We start from the raw sequence: 18,832 nt of genomic DNA, 5'->3' as shown, positions 1-18,832 counted from the left end.
ATTCTTAATATACAAACTAAGTATGTGAGGAAACTATGGACTTAATTAACTTTAAAGTGGGTTATAAAACCATTTCACTTAAGATTCTTGATATCTTATTGACGGAACAATTTAATAATAACCTCACGGTGTTACCTAACGACAATAAAAGCTTTTTGGGCGTTAAAGATTATATGGGGATCCCAACCCCTGTATTTGATCTTGGAATCATTTTAAATGGAGTTTCTACTGAGCGCAGTAATTTAGATGCTTTAAAGCAACTTAAATCTTGGCAAAAACAACTAATTGCTTGGTTTAATAAATTAGAGCAAGAACTACTCGTTTCGCAAAGCTCGTTAAAAACAAATCAGTATGAGCTTACTGATTTTGAACAGTTTTATACAGAGTTTAAAACTGATAACGATGAATTAAAAAATACTATGTCACGCTTTGATGACCCGTTTAAATCGCTCCTAAACAAATTGACCAGTGCGATAGATGCATATAAACAAGGCAACAATAAACAAGTCGGTACTCAACTTGAGATTATAAGAAGGCATGAACTTATTCACCTAGAGCGTTTATTTGACTCGGCAATAGAGCAAATCACTTTAGATTATAAACCTATTATTGTTTTTACTACTAAAGATGGGTTGAACCCTCATATAGGCCTGTTAGTTGATAAAGTGGAAGATAATATTGAATATAAACAAGAAGATATTAAACCACTAGATAAGCTTACCGAAGTTGGTTTTGATATTGACCCCCAAACAAGAAGCATGATGTATGGACTGATCAAACTCGCTGATAAACATAGTGTACTTATTGATCCTAGCGCAATATTTAAGCCCAAAGAGCTTGAACCATCTAGCAGCGCTCAAGAGCAAGAAACTGAAGCCTATGGACTGTTTTAAGAATGCTTCCTTTACACCCGTAAAAGCCCGACTCTTTTGAGTCGGGCTTTCTTGTATTTGAAGCATGGTAATGTCGTAGTGTCCACAGCGATGGAAAGCCACATAACAAATGGGATACTCTCTATGCGTCGGGAGTCGCTTCGCTCGCCCAACCTACGCGATAGTGCTGGGTGAGTGTGTGCTTTTTACTTTTCTGCAGACGTAAAAAAGCCCGACTCTTTCGAGTCGGGCTTTCTTGTATTTGGAGCCTGGTAATGACCTACTTTCACATAACAAATGCTACACTATCATCGGCGCTGTTTCGTTTCACTACTGAGTTCGGCATGGGGTCAGGTGGGTCCAAAACGCTATTGTCACCAAGCAAATTTGGTGTCAGTCCGTATCGCTACGCACTAACTAAAATTTGGAATTTCTGATAATAAAAGTTTTCAGTAATCTACTTTAGTCTATTAACTTCTTCGCTTGTTTCACTATCACATAAAACGCGTTTGGCGTTGTATGGTTAAGCCTCACGGGTAATTAGTACAAGTTAGCTTAATGGCTCACACCACTTCCACATCTTGCCTATCAACGTTGTAGTCTTCAACGGCCCTTCAGAGACTTTAAAAGTCTAGTGAGAACTCATCTCGAGGCCTGCTTCGCGCTTAGATGCTTTCAGCGCTTATCAGTTCCGAACGTAGCTACCGGGCAATGCCATTGGCATGACAACCCGAACACCAGCGGTTCGTTCACTCCGGTCCTCTCGTACTAGGAGCAACCCCTCTCAATTCTCAAACGCCCACGGCAGATAGGGACCGAACTGTCTCACGACGTTCTAAACCCAGCTCGCGTACCACTTTAAATGGCGAACAGCCATACCCTTGGGACCGACTTCAGCCCCAGGATGTGATGAGCCGACATCGAGGTGCCAAACACCGCCGTCGATATGAACTCTTGGGCGGTATCAGCCTGTTATCCCCGGAGTACCTTTTATCCGTTGAGCGATGGCCCTTCCATTCAGAACCACCGGATCACTATGACCTACTTTCGTACCTGCTCGACGTGTCTGTCTCGCAGTTAAGCTGGCTTCTACCATTACACTAACCGTACGATGTCCGACCGTACTTAGCCAACCTTCGTGCTCCTCCGTTACTCTTTGGGAGGAGACCGCCCCAGTCAAACTACCCACCAGGCACTGTCCGTAACCCCGATTCAGGGGCCAACGTTAGAACATCAAAACTACAAGGGTGGTATTTCAAGGACGACTCCACAAAAACTAGCGTCTCTGCTTCAAAGTCTCCCACCTATCCTACACATGTAGGTTCAATGTTCAGTGCCAAGCTGTAGTAAAGGTTCACGGGGTCTTTCCGTCTAGCCGCGGGTACACAGCATCTTCACTGCGATTTCAATTTCACTGAGTCTCGGGTGGAGACAGCGTGGCCATGGTTACACCATTCGTGCAGGTCGGAACTTACCCGACAAGGAATTTCGCTACCTTAGGACCGTTATAGTTACGGCCGCCGTTTACCGGGGCTTCGATCAAGAGCTTCTCCGAAGATAACCCCATCAATTAACCTTCCGGCACCGGGCAGGTGTCACACCGTATACGTCATCTTGCGATTTTGCACAGTGCTGTGTTTTTAATAAACAGTCCCAGCCACCTGGTCACTGCGGCTCCAATCAGCTTAGAGAGCAAGTCTCATCACCAATCGGAGCGTACCTTCTCCCGAAGTTACGGTACGATTTTGCCTAGTTCCTTCACCCGAGTTCTCTCAAGCGCCTTAGTATTCTCTACCTGACCACCTGTGTCGGTTTGGGGTACGATTCGGTATAATCTGAAGCTTAGAGGCTTTTCCTGGAAGTATGGCATCAGCAACTTCATCACCGTGGTGACTCGTCTCGTGTCTCAGCCTAACAGCAACCCGGATTTACCTAAGTCGCTAGCCTACACACTTTCACATGGACTACCATCGCCATGCTTGCTTAGCCTGCTCCGTCCCCCCATCGCAATTATACCAAGTACGGAAATATTAATCCGTTTCCCATCGACTACGCCTTTCGGCCTCGCCTTAGGGGTCGACTTACCCTACCCTGATTAACATGGGATAGGAACCCTTGGTCTTCCGGCGTGCGGGTTTTTCACCCGCATTATCGTTACTCATGTCAGCATTCGCACTTCTGATACGTCCAGCATACCTCCCGGTACACCTTCAACCGCTTACAGAACGCTCCCCTACCACTCAGAATAAATTCTGAATCCGCAGCTTCGGTGCATAGTTTAGCCCCGTTACATCTTCCGCGCAGACCGACTCGACCAGTGAGCTATTACGCTTTCTTTAAAGGATGGCTGCTTCTAAGCCAACCTCCTGGCTGTCTGGGCCTTTCCACATCGTTTCCCACTTAACTATGACTTTGGGACCTTAGCTGGCGGTCTGGGTTGTTTCCCTCTTCACGACGGACGTTAGCACCCGCCGTGTGTCTCCCGGATATTACTTTACGGTATTCGGAGTTTGCAAAGGGTTGGTAAGTCGGGATGACCCCCTAGCCTTAACAGTGCTCTACCCCCGTAAGTATTCGTCCGAGGCTCTACCTAAATAGATTTCGGGGAGAACCAGCTATCTCCCGGTTTGATTAGCCTTTCACTCCTAACCACAGGTCATCCCCTAACTTTTCAACGTTAGTGGGTTCGGTCCTCCAATTGATGTTACTCAATCTTCAACCTGCCCATGGCTAGATCACCGGGTTTCGGGTCTATACCTTGCAACTATTCGCCCAGTTAAGACTCGGTTTCCCTACGGCTACCCTAATCGGTTAACCTCGCTACAAAATATAAGTCGCTGACCCATTATACAAAAGGTACGCAGTCACCCTCGAGGGGCTCCTACTGCTTGTACGTACACGGTTTCAGGTTCTATTTCACTCCCCTCACAGGGGTTCTTTTCGCCTTTCCCTCACGGTACTGGTTCACTATCGGTCAGTTGGGAGTATTTAGCCTTAGATGATGGTCCACCTATATTCAGTCAAAGTTTCACGTGCTCCGACCTACTCGATTTCACTTAAAATTCGTTTTCATGTACGGGACTATCACCCTGTATCGTGGCACTTTCCAGAGCCTTCCATTAACACATAATAAGCTTAAGGGCTGTTCCGATTTCGCTCGCCGCTACTATCGGAATCTCGGTTGATTTCTTTTCCTACGGGTACTTAGATGTTTCAGTTCTCCGCGTTCGCCTCGTTAACCTATGTATTCAGTTAACGATACCTGCAAGCAGGTGGGTTTCCCCATTCGGAAATCCTAGTCTCAAGTGCTTTTTACTAGCTTGACTAGGCTTATCGCAAGTTAATACGTCCTTCATCGCCTCCAACTGCCAAGGCATCCACCGTGTACGCTTAGTCACTTAACCATACAACCCAAACGGGTCTTTGTTTCGTGACAGTTTAACTTCGCCAGAAGTTAATATTGAATACTAAAGTAGATACCAATTAATCCGAGGATTAAATTGGCACTGAATGATACTGCTATCATTCTTTTTTACTTTTGAAAACTCTGTACAAATACAATGTATTCATACGAATTTTATTATCAGCTTTTCCAAATTTTTAAAGAGCATATTAATTAGTTAACCCAAAGGGTAAAACTAACTAACAATCATCTGTGTGGACACTACGAACAAATAAGTTCTAAATCGTATAAGGAGGTGATCCAGCCCCAGGTTCCCCTAGGGCTACCTTGTTACGACTTCACCCCAGTCATGAATCACTCCGTGGTAAACGTCCTCCCGAGGGTTAGACTATCTACTTCTGGAGCAACCCACTCCCATGGTGTGACGGGCGGTGTGTACAAGGCCCGGGAACGTATTCACCGCGTCATTCTGATACGCGATTACTAGCGATTCCGACTTCATGGAGTCGAGTTGCAGACTCCAATCCGGACTACGACGCACTTTAAGTGATTCGCTTACCTTCGCAGGTTCGCAGCACTCTGTATGCGCCATTGTAGCACGTGTGTAGCCCTACACGTAAGGGCCATGATGACTTGACGTCGTCCCCACCTTCCTCCGGTTTATCACCGGCAGTCTCCTTAGAGTTCTCAGCATTACCTGCTAGCAACTAAGGATAGGGGTTGCGCTCGTTGCGGGACTTAACCCAACATCTCACAACACGAGCTGACGACAGCCATGCAGCACCTGTATCAGAGTTCCCGAAGGCACCAAACCATCTCTGGTAAGTTCTCTGTATGTCAAGTGTAGGTAAGGTTCTTCGCGTTGCATCGAATTAAACCACATGCTCCACCGCTTGTGCGGGCCCCCGTCAATTCATTTGAGTTTTAACCTTGCGGCCGTACTCCCCAGGCGGTCTACTTAATGCGTTAGCTTTGAAAAACAGAACCGAGGTTCCGAGCTTCTAGTAGACATCGTTTACGGCGTGGACTACCAGGGTATCTAATCCTGTTTGCTCCCCACGCTTTCGTACATGAGCGTCAGTGTTGACCCAGGTGGCTGCCTTCGCCATCGGTATTCCTTCAGATCTCTACGCATTTCACCGCTACACCTGAAATTCTACCACCCTCTATCACACTCTAGTTTGCCAGTTCGAAATGCAGTTCCCAGGTTGAGCCCGGGGCTTTCACATCTCGCTTAACAAACCGCCTGCGTACGCTTTACGCCCAGTAATTCCGATTAACGCTCGCACCCTCCGTATTACCGCGGCTGCTGGCACGGAGTTAGCCGGTGCTTCTTCTGTCAGTAACGTCACAGCTAGCAGGTATTAACTACTAACCTTTCCTCCTGACTGAAAGTGCTTTACAACCCGAAGGCCTTCTTCACACACGCGGCATGGCTGCATCAGGCTTGCGCCCATTGTGCAATATTCCCCACTGCTGCCTCCCGTAGGAGTCTGGGCCGTGTCTCAGTCCCAGTGTGGCTGATCATCCTCTCAAACCAGCTAGGGATCGTCGCCTTGGTGAGCCATTACCTCACCAACTAGCTAATCCCACTTGGGCCAATCTAAAGGCGAGAGCCGAAGCCCCCTTTGGTCCGTAGACATTATGCGGTATTAGCAGTCGTTTCCAACTGTTGTCCCCCACCTCAAGGCATGTTCCCAAGCATTACTCACCCGTCCGCCGCTCGTCATCTTCTAGCAAGCTAGAAATGTTACCGCTCGACTTGCATGTGTTAGGCCTGCCGCCAGCGTTCAATCTGAGCCATGATCAAACTCTTCAATTAAAAAGTTTTTTGTCTTTCGACAGCTCAATGAATTCTGAATTTATTTAATATCTTTCGATATTGAATTGACTGTGCTGCAATAAATAAATTTATTGCTGTTGGTCACTCAGTTTCAATTGAGACTCTAAATTTGTTTGCCTCACTACCTAAGTAGCTTGGCTGTTAGAACTCAATCTGTACGAGTGCCCACACAGATGATTGCTTTATATTGTTAAAGAACGTTGCGATTAAAGCGTTAAACTTTATCTCGCTAGGGCTGCGCATATTACGCTTTCCTATTTTTTTGTCAACACTTAATTTTGTTAAACTTAAAAGTTTTCAGAACTAAGTTTTACTCGACTCACTGAGTAGCTCGTGCCTCGCTATGCGTTGCGTTCTGCCGTCTCAGTGGGGTCGCATTATAGGGAGATCCGAAAACAGATCAACCCTTTTTTGAAGAAAACTTGAAATAAATGACTGTTCGCTGGATATTTAGCCTAAACGCTCATTTTAACCACTAAAAACTACGGAAAAGTAGGTTTAACTAGCTAACTTTAAGTTTCCAACCGCATTTTTTCTGATACTTAATCTCTTGATTTAGTTCACTTGCCATCAGCGGATGCTTTTTTAACCAATTATTTTCAAATTGAATCGCTAACTCTTCATTCTCAGCTGTTATCTTGAAGTTTGGCAACACGTCATCTTGTCGGCGCATCGATAAAATAACAGCAATACGTAATAGTCGAACAATATACGCAGCAACACTACTATGTGCACCTAAATGATCTAAGCATCCTTTTTGAAGGTCTGAGCGATGGCTATGTGCTATAGCAACAATTACTTTATGCTCTGATTGCGAAAAACCAGGCATGTCGGTATTTTCTAAAATATAAGCGGTGTGTTTATGGTACTGCTTATACTCTATTAATAAACCTATTTCATGCAGCTGCGCGACGGCATTTAAAAGCGGCAATCCACTTTGCGCTGCAACCGGCCAATACTGACTGACTTCATTAGCTAGCAGTAATGCTAAACTTGAAACTCGAGATGCTTGCTTTTGATCAACATGATAACGATTCATAAAACCATCAATAGTGCGTTGACGAATGTCGGTATTATGAAGCTCCGGTAGCATGCTATATAAAACACCTTCACGAAGAGCGCCACCCGCTAACCCCATTTGTTCTATTTCAAGAGACTCAAATAGTGCAATTAAAATAGCCAGCCCAGATACAAACACTAACCGTCGCTCTTCACTTAACCCAGGCAAGTCGAGTTCAGCTATTGTTTTATAGGCTATGGATTGTTGTTTGATGGTGTATAGCTTTTCAAGGGTGAGCATTTCATTTAAATTTTGTGCCACCATAATTTCTTGAATAGCTTGCACAGTACCTGACGCACCAGAGGCAAGTTGCCAACCAGCCGTTTTATATTCAGGTGCTATTTCATCAATAACATTTCGTGCTGCTTTTATCGCAGCATTAAAGTTTGCTTCATTTAATTGGCAATCTTTAAAGTAGCGTTCGAGAAAAGTCACGCAGCCAATATTAAGGCTTTTATAGTGACGCGCTTCAAAACCTTGGCCAATAACAACCTCAGTACTCGCTCCACCAATATCAATAACCAGCTGCTTGCCAGTACATGAAGAGGTATGCGCAACCCCTTTATAAATAGTTCGCGCTTCTAGCTCGCCACTAATAACATTCACTTTATGCCCTAATATTTCTTCAGCATGTAGTTTAAAGTCGTCGGCGTTGGTTGCTAAGCGAAGTGTTGCAGTGGCAACAATGGTGATGTTCTGCGTGGGAATATCTTGCAACCGCTCTGCAAACAAGGCCAAACACTCCCAGCCTCGTTGCATAGCCTCTAAGCTCAATAAATTATTATCATCAAGCCCAGCTGCGAGTCTTACTTTGCGTTTCACGCGCCCTATAGTTTGCAGGCCGCCCGCCATTGATTTAGCAATAAGCATATGAAAGCTATTTGAGCCTAAATCAATGACTGCATATACATTTTTTTGCGGTTTAAGTTGCCCCACCGTTCAAAAACCTCTAGTTACAAATACAATCAAACTAACGGTCGGTTAAGACCGCCCTTTTTGGTAACCATTATTTGGGCGACGTCCGTTGTTATTACTACGATTACGTGGACCAGTAGAAAAATTACGCTTTCTATGAATAGTCGGCTTCGTTAAATCATCTAGCAATGCACTTTTATCGTAATGTGATAATGGAATGCTGTGCTCAATGTATTCTTCAATTTCATGAAGGTTATAAGCATATTGCTCACACGCAAAACTAATTGCATGACCTGAAGCGCCTGCTCGAGCCGTACGACCAATGCGGTGAACGTAATCTTCGCAATCGTCAGGTAAGTCAAAGTTAAATACATGACTTACTTCTGGAATATGCAAACCACGTGCAGCAACATCGGTAGCCACTAAAAAGTCTAGCTCGCCTTTACTAAATTGCGCGAGTATTGACTGGCGTTTCTTTTGGTTTACATCACCGGTGAGCATGCCCACGCGATGTCCGTCTGCTTTTAACCATGCATATACAGTTTCACAGCTATGCTTAGTATTTGCAAAAACAATGGCTTTCTCAGGCCATTCTTCTTCAATCAAGGTTAACAACAGCTTAATTTTATCTTCTTGTGAAGGATGAAATAGCTCTTCTTTAATACGTTTACCTGTTTTTACATCGGGCTCTATTTGCACATGCTCAGGGTTAGTCATGTGTTCAAATGCAAGCTCTTGTACACGGTACGATAGCGTAGCAGAGAATAATAAGTTTAAACGCTCTGACGTATCTGGCATACGACGGAACATATAACGAATATCTTTAATAAAACCCAAATCGAACATACGATCGGCTTCATCTAGCACGACTACCTCAATTTCATTAAGGGTGTAACAGCCTTGCTTATATAAATCGATTAGGCGACCTGTGGTGCCAATTAAAATATCAACGCCTTTTTCTAGTTGTGCACGTTGTTTTTCGTAATCTTCGCCACCATATACTAAACCTAAGTTAAGATTACAGTGCGGCGCTAAAATTTTTGCATCTTTGTGTATCTGAATCGCAAGCTCCCGAGTTGGGGCCATGATCAGGGCTCTTGGATGTTTACTAGGTGCTTTGCTAGATTGTAATAACCGGTGGCACGTGGCAGTTAAAAATGCCAACGTTTTGCCAGTACCTGTTTGTGCTTGGCCCGCAATATCGCGCCCTTCACAAATAAAAGGTAGGCATTTAGCTTGAATGGGTGTGCAATATTCAAACCCACTTTCGGTTAACCCGGCAACCACTTCCGGTGCAATAGCAAAGTCTGAAAACTTTTTATCGGTCAAATGTGTCTTAGTCATAGCGTTTAAGCATAACGTTTAAACTTGCAATAAGAAACAAGAGTGTTTAAATACGCACTAAATATTTCGCCTAACTAAACCGGAGAGCGCAATGAGCGAGAAAATAATCCAAATTACCGACGATAGCTTTGAAGCTGACGTATTACAATCAGACAAACCTGTACTAGTAGACTTTTGGGCAGAATGGTGCGGACCGTGTAAGATGATCGCCCCAATTCTAAGCGAAGTTGCTGATGAGTTTGATGGCCGTGTAACTATCACTAAATTAAACATTGACCAAAATGCAGGCACACCACCAAAGTTTGGTATTCGTGGTATCCCTACACTACTACTTTTCAAAGATGGTCAAGTAGCTGCAACTAAAGTAGGCGCACTATCAAAAACACAATTAGTTGAGTTTTTAGAAAATAACATCTAATAAGTGTTAATTAAAAAAAGGGCTCTCAGCCCTTTTTTTATAATTTATTTTGCAGAAGTACTGGACGCTGCTGTAATGACCTGCTAGTTTATAAAGCCAACTAATCCTTAGTTATATTCAACGAACCTCACTCAACGATCTAATAAAGCGATTTTGAGTATGACAACTGTAATAAAGAACCCACCAATATGCATTTACGCGAATTAAAAGACAAGTCTATAAAAGAGCTTGTAAACCAAGCTGAGTCCATGGGGCTCGAAAACGTAGCCCGTTTGAGAAAGCAAGATATCATTTTTGCAATTCTTAAATCACACGCCAAAGGCGGAGAGAATATCTTCGGTGGTGGTGTTTTAGAAATTTTGCAAGATGGTTTTGGCTTTCTAAGATCATCAGAAGCTTCTTACTTAGCAGGCCCAGATGATATTTATGTATCTCCGAGTCAAATTCGCCGCTTTAGTATGCGTACTGGCGACTCTATTTCAGGTCTTATTCGTCCACCAAAAGACGGTGAGCGTTACTTTGCTTTGCTTAAAGTAAATGAAGTTAACTTTGATAAACCTGAAAACTCTCGCACTAAAATCCTTTTTGAAAACCTAACCCCACTTCATGCAAACGAACGTTTTCGTATGGAACGCGGTAACGGCAGTAAAGAAGATATTACCGCACGAGTTCTTGATTTGGCATCACCAATTGGCCGCGGCCAACGTGGATTATTAGTAGCACCGCCAAAAGCGGGTAAAACAATGTTGCTACAAAATATTGCGCAATCAATCACACATAACCACCCTGACGTTACATTAATGGTTTTACTTATTGATGAGCGCCCGGAAGAAGTTACTGAGATGCAACGCCTAGTAAAAGGTGAAGTTATTGCATCAACATTCGATGAGCCAGCTTCTCGCCACGTGCAAGTTGCGGAAATGGTTATCGAAAAAGCAAAGCGCTTAGTTGAGCATAAAAAAGATGTGGTTATCTTGCTTGATTCAATCACCCGTTTAGCACGTGCATATAACACGGTTATTCCATCATCAGGTAAAGTACTAACCGGTGGTGTAGATGCTAATGCGCTACATAAACCTAAGCGTTTCTTTGGTGCTGCACGTAATGTTGAAGAAGGCGGTAGCTTAACAATTATTGCAACGGCGCTTATTGATACCGGCTCTAAAATGGATGAAGTTATCTACGAAGAGTTTAAAGGTACAGGTAACATGGAACTACACCTTAACCGTAAAATTGCGGAAAAACGTGTATTCCCAGCTATCGACTTTAATCGCTCTGGTACACGCCGTGAAGAGTTACTCACTAAGCCAGATGAACTACAAAAGCTGTGGATTTTACGTAAAATAGTACATGACATGTCAGAAATTGACGCCATGGAATTTTTAATTGATAAACTATCGATGAGTAAAACCAACGATGAGTTTTTTGATTCGATGAAACGTAAGTAAGCTAAACTCTAGTTAAATCAACGTTTTTAAATAAAGAAGACACCAAATGGTGTCTTTTTTGTTTTTAGAGTAGATTAATCTGAACTCTGGTTAAGAGATTTACTAACATATTGAATCAAAAAAAATATTTGTGCTTATTTTTCTCTAGCTAGAGATTTTTAGTGAAAACAAGGCGAAATTACGCGTCAATAGCTCGCCTATTGCAAATAAATTCAACGCAGTTAGCGCTGAAAATAGCTGCTTGAGATGGATTTATTATCCGGAGTTCAGGTTAAGTTAATTTATTCGTACTTTTTAAACAGTGCCTGTAAGTTATTCACTAATGTTGTTAGCCTTTGCGTATTTATTTGTGGCTGAAGTAATTCATCGTCTAGCGCTTTTGCCGCTAAGGCTATGTCTTTAAACTCGAACATTTGTGCCGCCCCTAACACTCGATGGCTATCTTTTTGCAGCGCCTGATAATCAGCATCTTTAAAGTGTCGCTTAATAAGCTCGCTTTCTTCGGCTAAACTTTGTTGAAAGCTCGTTACTAAATCACTCATATCAACATGAATCTGTTCAGTTGATACCTCTGTATTTGCAGCATTTAAGTATTTTGCTAGCACAGTATAAAAAGACTCTTTATCGATTGGCTTTGCTAAATAGTCACTAAACCCAAGTGATAGGTAATGGTCAATTTCGTGGCTCATGGCATTGGCCGTTAATGCTAAAATAGGCTGTTCATAACCACATTGCTTGAGTAGTTCAAACGCAGAAATACCATCCATAACAGGCATTTGAATATCTAACAGTACTAAATCTGGGTATAGCTTTAAACTTTGTTCTACTGCTTGCTCACCGTTTTCAACGGCAATCACTTCCAGCCCAAGAGAATGTAAATAACGACTAATCAGTTTGCGGTTATCATTGTGATCTTCAGCAAGAACCACTTTACCCGATAATAATCTATGTCGATCATCAGACTTTGCTTGCTGATCGTCATGGCAAACTTGCTCTTCAACTTGTATACAGGGCAAATAAAATGAAAACTCACTGCCTTTTTTAAACTCACTCTGCACACTTATATAGCCACCCATCATCGCCGCCAATTGCTGCGACAAGCTCAAACCTAGTCCTGTGCCACCAAAACGTCGACTAATACTGTTATCGGCTTGGCTAAAGCACTCAAAAATAAGTTTAAGTTGAGATGAGCTCATACCAATCCCAGTGTCTTTAATCGAAAAGAGTAACCCTTGCTCGGTTTTACTAACACCAATAGTTACTTGCCCTTTATGAGTAAACTTAATGGCATTAGCACATAAATTAATAAGAATTTGTTTTACTCGCATTAAATCTAATCGCGTAAAATAGGATTTTTCTAACTGGCAGTCTAAAACTAACGATAAGTCTTTCGCTTTAGTTTGAGGAGAAAACATAGCGTGAATATCGTTGATAAGCTGCACCACATCAAAACAACTAATATTAAGTTCTAACCGGTTTGCCTCTATCTTACTTAAGTCCAACACATCATTAATCAAGCTTTTTAAATGCTCACTTTGACGTTGTATTACTCTAAGCTCATCTTGTAACTGTTCCGGCTTATATAGACCATTAATAAGATCATCAGTTTGTGCCAAAATAGCAGTTAACGGTGTTCTTATTTCATGGCTTATATTCGCTAAAAACTGGCTTTTCACCTCGTTTGCTTCACGTAGCTCTTGCGCCACACTTTGTAGCTCTTTAGTACGCTGTTCAACTTGTTCGCTTAACTTTAACTTAGCTTGCTTTTCTGTTCGGCGCTTATAAACAGCAATTACCGTAATTAAAATTAATATGGCAACAATCACCAACAAAAACGTTAACTGTGAACGTTTAGCTATTTGCAATTCTTGTAAGTATTGTTGTTGTTTTAATTGTTTAATTTCTTGGTTTAGCTGATTCGATTCAAACTGGATTTGAAATTGACTGACCGCTTTTGAGGCTTCTTCGGTATTCACACTACGCTGATAATCAACGTACTGTTGGTGTAAATTTAGCGCTTTTTCATAATCCCCTAAGCTCGCATTTATTAGTGCTTCAATTCCTAAACCATCTTTAATACGCATGCCATTATTGTACTCTTTGGCAAGGGTAATTGAGTGCTCTGAGGTTTGTTTGGCACTTTGCGTATCACCTTGTACAAATTGAACAATTGACAACACATGTAACGCTGCCGCCAGTAAAGACTTATTATCTGCCTCTATTGCAAATTGTTGGCCCGCATTAGCGTGATAAAAGGCAACATCAAATTTATTTAGCTTAAGGTTGATGGTGGCTAAATTTGTATGCTTAGTAGAAAGTTGAAACGCATTATTAACGCTTTGATAGTAACGTAAGGCCAACTGATTATAATGCAGTGCTAATTGGTACTGTCTCGATTCTGTGTAAGCTACTCCCATATTACCGTATGCTTGGGCAACACCGTCTTCATCGCCAAGTTCTTGAAAAACTTTTAAAACCTCACGGTACATCTCAAGAGCTGACTCATATCGAGAGAGACGAATATAAATACCGGCAATATTATGTAATATATCGGCCTTATCTTGTGCGCTTCCCTCTTTTTCATAAATTACTTTGGCTTGTTGATAATAATCAAGAGCTAGCTCCATGTTATACATATCAAAATAAGCAAGCCCGATATTACTAAGTAAATTAGCCTGCTTTATCGGACTTTTAAGCGCAATTGCGATGTTTAACGCGCGGCTATAATCAACGACCGCTTGTTGCACTAACCCTTGATAATAAAGCACAACTCCTTGCATTTTAATCGCACGAAAGAAAAGTTTAGGCTGATCTTTTAACGTACTACTGGTCTCTAGCAATTTAAAATATTTTAGTGCATTGGCTAAATCACTTTGCGCAAAAGCCAGCTCAGCTAAATCGCTATAAATAGTAATGCGTTGTAAATTTGGAACATCAGGGTTCGATAAGATATCGGTTGCAAGGCGATGCTTTTCAGGCCATGCTTGTTCAAGGTTAAACTGCTCAAACAAACTTGGCTGCTCATTTGATAAAGCGTCATTTGATGCACTACTTAAAACAGCCAAAAAGCCAATAAAGCAGATGCGCTTTAACTGAGTCAGCATAAAAATATCCTTAAATCCTTGCTAGCCATAACAAAACGACACCCAAACCAAGTATAAACATCTAATTTAGACCAATTCAAAACAGGCACTCACGCCCACTCCTTGGGGTTTAATGTTATTTGGGTATATGATAATTTATCCAAGATACACTAATTAATAGATTGTAAACAATGCTTAACCCTCTGATAGATGAGATTTTTGAACTATTAATCAATAAAAAAGTGTGGATGGTTCATACTTTAGCATCTGAGTTAAAACAACGTGGGTTTCTTGATACTTTAGCTGCCGAGCCTGAGCGCGACCTATTTAAGCGCAATTTTTTAATTATGAATGCGCTTTATCAGCTACAACAGCAATTAATGCCAAAACAACAATTAGTCGTTAAAAGCTTACATATTGAACTAGTAAACAGTTCCAGTTATAACCAACTACATCCTAACGATCCACTACGCGACTATTATTTAAACTGGCAAAATTTTGAAACATCTACGGATGAAGTCAAGGCGTTATTAGATAGCTTTTGGCAGCAATTTAGTAGGCCTACTTATCGCGAAATTCCGCTGAGTAATGAGCAGCAACAACAACTGCTGGTGCGTTGGCAATTAACATCGCCAATCACACTAAAAGCATTACAAAAGCGTTGGCGACAACTTGCAGTGCAGCATCATCCAGATAAACAAGGAGGTGACAATGAGGTGTTTAAACAACTAAAAATAGAGTATGAGCAACTCAAGGCGAGTTGCTCAGATTAGATCGAGAGTTAACGCGTTAGCCGACGAGCACGAATTTTACGTCCTTTAATATTACCTTCGGTTAATTTGCGTAACGCTGGTTTAGATGAGTTACGCTCTACCGCAACAAATGCCACGTTATCAAGTACGTTGATTTTACCAACTTGGCGCCCAGCAACACCGTCTTTTCCGGTTAATGCGCCTAAAATATCACCCGCGCGCACTTTTTGCTTTTTGCCTGCATCTATCATCAGCGTCACCATTTCAGGTTTGTATGGCGGCTTATCTAATAGGTTATAAGATGGCATTGGCTCAGGATTAAAGTCACGCTCGTAATGGTCGCCAATTTGAGCCACTTTAAATTGCTCTGCCTCACCATAAATAGAACACGCAATCCCTTTTTTACCTGCTCGTCCGGTACGGCCAACACGATGTACATGAGTTTGTGGATCGTGAGCTAAGTGATAGTTAATTACCATGTCCATATCATCAATATCTAAGCCTCGTGCAGCTACATCAGTAGCGACTAAAATAGACGCACTCTTATTCGCAAAATGAATCAGTGTACGCTCACGGTCACGTTGCTCTAAATCACCATGCAATGCTACCGCACTAAAGCCTTCATCGGCTAAGTCATCACATACTTGCTGCGTTTCTACCTTTGTATTACAAAACACCACACAGCTTTGCGGGGTAAATTTAAGAAGTAGCAGCTTAAGAGTTGGATAGCGCTGTTTATTATTATCCATTTTGTAGAAGTATTGCTTAATCGTGCTTTTTTCTTGCTGCTCTTCTACTTTAATCATTTCTGGATTACTAAGTACACGCTTAGCAATGGCTTCGATTGATTTTGGAAAAGTAGCGCTAAATAACAACGTTTGACGATTGGTTGGAATGCGATCAATTATGGCATCGAGGGTGTCTTGAAAACCCATATCAAGCATTTGGTCGGCTTCATCAAGTACCAGGGTTTCAACATCATCTAAACGCAATGTACCTTTACGAATATGATCATCAACTCGCCCCGGTGTACCTACAATAATATGCGCACCATGTTCGAGTGAACCAATTTGCGGCCCAATTGAAACCCCACCACACAAAGTTAAAATCTTAATGTTATGAATACCACGCGCTAGTTTACGCATCTCAACCGCCACTTGCTCTGCAAGCTCACGAGTTGGGCATAATACTAGCGACTGAATACGAAAGCGTTTTACATTTAGCTTGGCTAAAACGCCTAAACTAAATGCCGCTGTTTTACCTGAGCCTGTTTTGGCTTGGGCAATAATATCTTTGCCACTTAAAACAGGCGGTAGGCTTTGCGCCTGTACAGGCGTCATTTGGGTGTAGCCAAGCGTTGATAAATTATCAACTAACCCTGAAGGTAAGGCCAACGATGAAAAAGCAGTTGCAGTCACAGTAAATTCCATAGCAAAAAATAACTTGAGAAAAGTCTCAATTAATATGCGGCTAATAATAGCAGAATTAACAATTAGCAACCATTAGCAACGTACGATTAAAAGTTTCAATAAAGATATTGCAAATGATAGTTGTTTTCATTAAGATCTGCGGCGTTTTACTACTCTAATAATTCTAAGCCGGAAGCCACTAATGAAACTTAACCCTCTTTTTATTGCACTTTTAGCCAGCACCTCTGCAAATGCATTTGCCAACACCGCAAATATAGAACGCATTGAAGTTAAAGGTAGCTACTTCAACGACTACAAAGTAGATAATGCCAGTGGGGCAATGAGAACCTCAACCTCATTACTCGATACCGCACAGTCAGTTACCGTAATCACTGACACAATCGTTAATGAGCAACTAGCAACCACTCTTGGTGAAGTATTGACCAATGATGCTAGTTTAACTGCAGGGTCTAAACAACGAAACAGAGAAGTATTTAACTTACGTGGTTTTCAATTAAGCTCATCAACCGGCTACCTGCGTGATGGCCACCAGCATTGGTCTCATTACCAACAACCCATTGAAATTTTAGAGCAAGTAGAAGTTATTAAAGGCCCTTCAAGTATTTTGTATGGGCAATCAGGCCCCGGTGGCCTAGTTAACATGGTAACTAAAAAGCCAACTGCGCAAACGCTATTTAGTGCCAGTGCCGATGTTGACCAACATGGTTCAACTCGCTTTATGCTTGATGCTGGCGGCGCACTCACCGAGGCTGAAGATTTACGTGCCCGTGGTGTATTAGTAAAACAAGATGTTGAATACTGGCGAGAATACCAAAATGGTGATAACCGCGAACGCGATCGCTTTTTAGGTGCCTTAGTGGTTGATTACGATATTAGCGATAATGCCCTAGTACGTGTTCATTATGATCGCACTGATGACGAAGCAGGCTTAGATACTGGCGCTTGGATAGATAATGATGCCAACATTATTGGTGATGACAAAACAATTCGTGATATGTCATGGGCCTTTACCGACATTACTGTTGAAAACATGGGTATTGATTTCAAAGTATTTTTAACCGATAACTGGCAAGTTAATTTAGGCTACAATGAGCAAACGTTTGAACGTCAGCGCTTTGAGTCAGCACCACGTAAGCCAAGTGACTTTATCGAAGGTGATAGTTACCAGTCACGTCCTTACGATCGCTTTGATGATTGGCAGTTTAAAACTGCTTTTATTGACTTCATTGGCGAATTTGAAACCTTGGGTGTACATCATCAATTACTTGTAGGTGCTAACTCACTGGATTATTACTACGGCCAATTACGCACATCTGCTGATACGATTAATTTTTCTGCCGGTCAAAATGAGCCTAATCGCCCTAATATTAGTTACAAATCAGATGACACTATTAGCTCGTCTGCTTACGACTATTACGGGATTTATATCCAAGATTTAATTTCATTCTCACCAGAATGGCAAGTATCGCTAGGTGGTCGTTACGATAAACAAAGTAGAGAAAACAGCAATAACGAATCGTTCGTACCTAAGGTCGGCGTACTTTACCACCCTCATGCCTCTGCAACTGTTTATGCAAGTTACTCAGAAGGATTTGAGCCGCAAAACGAAACATTAGTAAATGAAAAAGATGTTAATAACGGTATGAAGCTCGATGCTATTACCTCTGAGCAAAAGGAAATTGGGGTAAAATGGCAACTGTTTGATGATCGATTAATGCTTAGCGGTGCCTTATTTGATATTAGCAAAACAGGCACCTTAGTGAGCGAAGAGCTGGTTAACCCTATCGGTGATATAACGAGCATCACCACGCAGGCAGGTGAGCAACGCCATAAAGGCTTTGAGCTTGCAGCTCAAGGTGCTGCAACTGACCGTTTATTTGTTATGGCATCAACCATGTATTTAGATGCTAACTATGAGCGTGATGAAGAATTAGAGGGCAAACGCCCAACTGATGCACCAAAATGGTCTGCCTCTTTATGGACACGTTATGAACTCAATGACGCTGTTGCTTTGAATGCCGGTGCTTTTTATGAGGGTGAACGTTTTGCTGATAATGCTAACACCGTAACAAAAGAGGGTTATACTCGTGTTGATATTGGCGCAACCTACAAGCTTAACTTAAGTAACAACGATATTAACTTACGTTTAAACATTGAGAACTTATTCGATAAAAACTACCTAGCCGGTGGCGGTTTAAATAACGTTACCGTAGGTGAAGGCACAAGTGTGCGTTTAGCTGCACAATTTAGCTTCTAAGCTCATT

9 protein-coding genes and 3 rRNA genes are annotated in these 18,832 nt (G+C 42.1%); 5 read left to right on the top strand and 7 right to left on the bottom strand.

The window, feature by feature from the left end; genetic code table 11:
- Positions 1-35 precede the first annotated feature (35 nt).
- Positions 36-893 carry a CheW domain-containing protein gene (locus AC0VZ5_RS00660; protein ID WP_138608733.1) on the top strand — a complete coding sequence of 286 codons (858 nt, stop codon included), beginning with the start codon at positions 36-38 and terminating at the stop codon, positions 891-893.
- A gap of 246 nt (positions 894-1,139) precedes the next feature.
- Here the strand turns inward: AC0VZ5_RS00660 and rrf are convergent.
- The 5 genes from rrf to rhlB form a co-directional block, all read right to left on the bottom strand.
- Positions 1,140-1,254, bottom strand: a 5S ribosomal RNA gene (gene rrf, locus AC0VZ5_RS00655).
- A 137-nt stretch (positions 1,255-1,391) separates the two neighbouring features.
- Positions 1,392-4,276 (bottom strand): 23S ribosomal RNA (locus AC0VZ5_RS00650).
- A 287-nt stretch (positions 4,277-4,563) separates the two neighbouring features.
- Positions 4,564-6,097 (bottom strand): 16S ribosomal RNA (locus tag AC0VZ5_RS00645).
- Together the 16S, 23S and 5S rRNA genes form the textbook arrangement of a ribosomal RNA operon.
- Positions 6,098-6,620: 523 nt before the next feature.
- Positions 6,621-8,114: a guanosine-5'-triphosphate,3'-diphosphate diphosphatase gene (gene gppA, locus AC0VZ5_RS00640; RefSeq protein ID WP_475473753.1), complete on the bottom strand. Its 1,494-nt coding sequence runs from the start codon at positions 8,112-8,114 to the stop codon at positions 6,621-6,623.
- Positions 8,115-8,159: 45 nt separating this feature from the next.
- The gene (gene rhlB / locus AC0VZ5_RS00635) at positions 8,160-9,437 is read right to left on the bottom strand and encodes an ATP-dependent RNA helicase RhlB (protein WP_138605404.1); all 1,278 of its coding nucleotides are present in this window, start codon (positions 9,435-9,437) and stop codon (positions 8,160-8,162) included.
- A 91-nt stretch (positions 9,438-9,528) separates the two neighbouring features.
- On the opposite strand from rhlB, the gene trxA reads away from it, so the two are divergent.
- Both trxA and rho read left to right on the top strand, forming a co-directional pair.
- Positions 9,529-9,855, top strand: a complete 327-nt coding sequence (trxA, locus tag AC0VZ5_RS00630) for a thioredoxin TrxA (RefSeq protein WP_008109071.1) — start codon at positions 9,529-9,531, stop codon at positions 9,853-9,855.
- 188 nt (positions 9,856-10,043) lie between these two features.
- Entirely contained in the window at positions 10,044-11,303 is a 1,260-nt protein-coding gene (rho, locus tag AC0VZ5_RS00625) for a transcription termination factor Rho (RefSeq protein WP_010392671.1), read from the top strand.
- Positions 11,304-11,584: 281 nt separating this feature from the next.
- On the opposite strand, the gene AC0VZ5_RS00620 is transcribed toward rho, so the two are convergent.
- Complete coding sequence (locus AC0VZ5_RS00620; protein ID WP_475473750.1) at positions 11,585-14,407, bottom strand: tetratricopeptide repeat protein; 2,823 nt, start codon at positions 14,405-14,407, stop codon at positions 11,585-11,587.
- Positions 14,408-14,577: 170 nt separating this feature from the next.
- Here AC0VZ5_RS00620 and AC0VZ5_RS00615 point away from each other — a divergent pair, with 170 nt between their 5' ends.
- Positions 14,578-15,159 carry a DNA-J related domain-containing protein gene (locus AC0VZ5_RS00615; RefSeq protein ID WP_475473748.1) on the top strand — a complete coding sequence of 194 codons (582 nt, stop codon included), beginning with the start codon at positions 14,578-14,580 and terminating at the stop codon, positions 15,157-15,159.
- Positions 15,160-15,167: 8 nt separating this feature from the next.
- On the opposite strand, the gene dbpA is transcribed toward AC0VZ5_RS00615, so the two are convergent.
- The gene (gene dbpA, locus AC0VZ5_RS00610) at positions 15,168-16,556 is read right to left on the bottom strand and encodes an ATP-dependent RNA helicase DbpA (protein ID WP_171039590.1); all 1,389 of its coding nucleotides are present in this window, start codon (positions 16,554-16,556) and stop codon (positions 15,168-15,170) included.
- A gap of 193 nt (positions 16,557-16,749) precedes the next feature.
- Between dbpA and AC0VZ5_RS00605 the strand changes: the two genes are divergently transcribed.
- Complete coding sequence (locus tag AC0VZ5_RS00605; RefSeq protein WP_464710558.1) at positions 16,750-18,825, top strand: TonB-dependent siderophore receptor; 2,076 nt, start codon at positions 16,750-16,752, stop codon at positions 18,823-18,825.
- Positions 18,826-18,832 lie beyond the last annotated feature (7 nt).

This window comes from Pseudoalteromonas sp. QJM3NY_12 (genome assembly GCF_056173165.1).
Note: the sequence above shows the minus strand (reverse complement) of the source record. Positions and strands in the feature narration are given on the sequence as shown.

What these genes read in the sequence shown, in the direction of transcription:
- AC0VZ5_RS00620 (WP_475473750.1), bottom strand. Translation starts at nt 14,407, where the DNA reads ATGCTGACTCAGTTAAAGCGCATCTGCTTTATTGGCTTTTTGGCTGTT.
- AC0VZ5_RS00615 (WP_475473748.1), top strand. Translation starts at nt 14,578, where the DNA reads ATGCTTAACCCTCTGATAGATGAGATTTTTGAACTATTAATCAATAAA.
- trxA (WP_008109071.1), top strand. Translation starts at nt 9,529, where the DNA reads ATGAGCGAGAAAATAATCCAAATTACCGACGATAGCTTTGAAGCTGAC.
- AC0VZ5_RS00605 (WP_464710558.1), top strand. Translation starts at nt 16,750, where the DNA reads ATGAAACTTAACCCTCTTTTTATTGCACTTTTAGCCAGCACCTCTGCA.
- rho (WP_010392671.1), top strand. Translation starts at nt 10,044, where the DNA reads ATGCATTTACGCGAATTAAAAGACAAGTCTATAAAAGAGCTTGTAAAC.
- rhlB (WP_138605404.1), bottom strand. Translation starts at nt 9,437, where the DNA reads ATGACTAAGACACATTTGACCGATAAAAAGTTTTCAGACTTTGCTATT.
- AC0VZ5_RS00660 (WP_138608733.1), top strand. Translation starts at nt 36, where the DNA reads ATGGACTTAATTAACTTTAAAGTGGGTTATAAAACCATTTCACTTAAG.